Source organism: Flavobacterium sp. (assembly GCF_029242675.1).
Lineage (GTDB): Bacteria > Bacteroidota > Bacteroidia > Flavobacteriales > Flavobacteriaceae > Flavobacterium.
The window spans coordinates 1-1,983 of sequence record NZ_JAQWTM010000427.1 but is presented as its reverse complement, the minus strand read 5'-3'; the positions used below and the strand labels follow the sequence as shown (position 1 = coordinate 1,983).

Sequence of the window (1,983 nt, the reverse complement as noted above, 5' to 3'; positions counted from 1 at the left end):
CTGATGCCCAAGAAAATAAAGAAATGGCTCCTTATTTGAAAATGAGTAATTACCACATGATGGTACGAAGCGAAGTAATGAGAGGTCGTTTCAGAAATAGTTTTATTACTCCTGAAGCTTTTGTTCCTAACGAGAAAACGGCTGTAACGATTAAATTACAGGACGTTATGCATACGTTCAAGAAAGGACACAAAATCCAGATTCAAGTGCAAAGTACTTGGTTTCCTTTGATTGACTTGAATCCACAAACATTTGTAGATAATATTTTCTACGCAAAACCAGAAGATTTCAAAAAGCAAACACATCGCGTTTACAATGATTCTAAAATAGAATTTACGGTATTGAAACCGTAATTGTAACTCTAAGTAATTATATTTATCAAGAACTCCAATCTATGTTGATTGGGGTTTTTTATTGGCGAATGATTATGTAGGTTGTGATGGAGTTCGATTTTTGCTTTCATACTGCAATCAAATTCAAATTCCCTTTAATTTAAATTTTAGTTAAATAAACGACTTTGATTTAATTCCCTTTTTATAATTCGTTAAATTTGAGTTTAATCAAAAAAACTAATTATGAAAAGAAATGCAACAGCAGTATGGAATGGTTCCTTAAAAGAAGGAGCAGGAAAATTAACAACTCAAAGTACTACACTTAACAATACGCAATACTCTTTTGGTTCTCGATTTGAAACAGGAGTAGGCACAAATCCAGAAGAATTAATAGCAGCAGCGCATTCAGGTTGCTTTACCATGCAACTATCTGCCTACATTGGCGAGGCTGGTCACGAAATTGACAGTATCGAAACAAAGTGCGTAGTCGATTTTCAAGATGGTAGCGTAGTAAGCTCTCATTTATCAGTACAAGCTAAAGTACAGGGAATTAGCGAAGCTGATTTTCAGGAATTAGTAACGAAAGCGGAGACAAATTGCCCGATTTCAAAATTACTAAATACTAAAATTAGTTCAGAAGCAGTTTTAGGCTAGGTTTTTATCAGAATCGGGTTTATCCCGAATTTCAGATTAACGATAAACTAAAAGGAGCTTGACAATCTGTCAAGCTCCTTTTCTATTTTTTCTAGATAGATTTTTGTTGATTAGGCAGTACCTTATTTGCTTTCCTTAAACGTAATTTGAGAATACTCGTAATTCATTTTACGCTTTTTTAATGTTAGTCCATATTTTGCTTTTAGTTGTTTTTGTGTTGTTTCAAAATTAGCTAGAGAAAGCGTCAAGTCGTAAGTCGCATCATCATTTGTTTTATTGAAAAAGATATTTTTCCCATCTTTATTGAGGGTATAAACAAGTACTTCTATATTGCAATTTTTTAGGGTGATTTTTTCTTTATTGATGTCAATCTCATTTCCTTTTGGGTTACCTTTAGATTTGTATTTAGCGAGCAAACTAGGATTGGTAATCTCTAAATCCCATACAGTAGTGGGGATTGCTTTTTTAGAAACAGCAAAGCTGTAGCCTTTCATCAACTGTTCTAATGCCATGCTTTTAATCTTTGTAGTATCCTTTGTTTTGTTTTTAAAATGAAAGTCTAATCGAGAATCCAGTCTATCGCTATTGTTTGTTTTTAGCAAACTTTCATTTGTATTTAGTAAATACGCGATAGTCGCTTTTAAAGTGGTGTTTTCGTAGGCTAAACTATCGGGATAGTTTTTTATAGAACCATCGCCGTGCTTGTCAAAGGTCTCCTGAATCGCAACAACATAATCCTTAGTGATTGAATTTACATTAACAGTGTTTTGCGACATCACCAACAATCCTATACCAATAAAGAGAGCATTATGTAAAGCGTGCATAAAAAATCCCATCAAAATCCCATATCTAACACGCAAATAACCAAAAATAAGACCGAAGAAGATTTGTGGAGCTACTAAAATTGGAGAAAGTAATAAAATGGTAAGCGAAAAAGGGAAATTAGCCAAATGCACAAAACCAAAAAGTAGTGCAGAGAAGTAAAAAATATATTTGT

3 protein-coding genes are annotated in these 1,983 nt (G+C 33.3%); 2 read left to right on the top strand and 1 reads right to left on the bottom strand.

All coding sequences use genetic code 11. The features are described 5' to 3' along the window. Window positions 1–353: CocE/NonD family hydrolase C-terminal non-catalytic domain-containing protein (locus P8M54_RS15655; RefSeq protein WP_300288971.1), on the top strand; the 353-nt coding region annotated here is incomplete at its 5' end. 222 nt (window positions 354–575) lie between these two features. Next, window positions 576–986, top strand: a complete 411-nt coding sequence (locus P8M54_RS15650; protein WP_300288970.1) for an OsmC family protein — start codon at window positions 576–578, stop codon at window positions 984–986. 122 nt (window positions 987–1,108) lie between these two features. Here the strand turns inward: P8M54_RS15650 and P8M54_RS15645 are convergent. Beyond that, window positions 1,109–1,983, bottom strand: an 875-nt coding sequence (locus tag P8M54_RS15645; RefSeq protein ID WP_300288968.1) for a CPBP family intramembrane glutamic endopeptidase, incomplete at its 5' end; no start/stop codon positions are given.

Excerpts from the sequence above, each read along its gene's own strand:
- P8M54_RS15650 (WP_300288970.1), top strand. The coding sequence starts at position 576 with ATGAAAAGAAATGCAACAGCAGTATGGAATGGTTCCTTAAAAGAAGGA.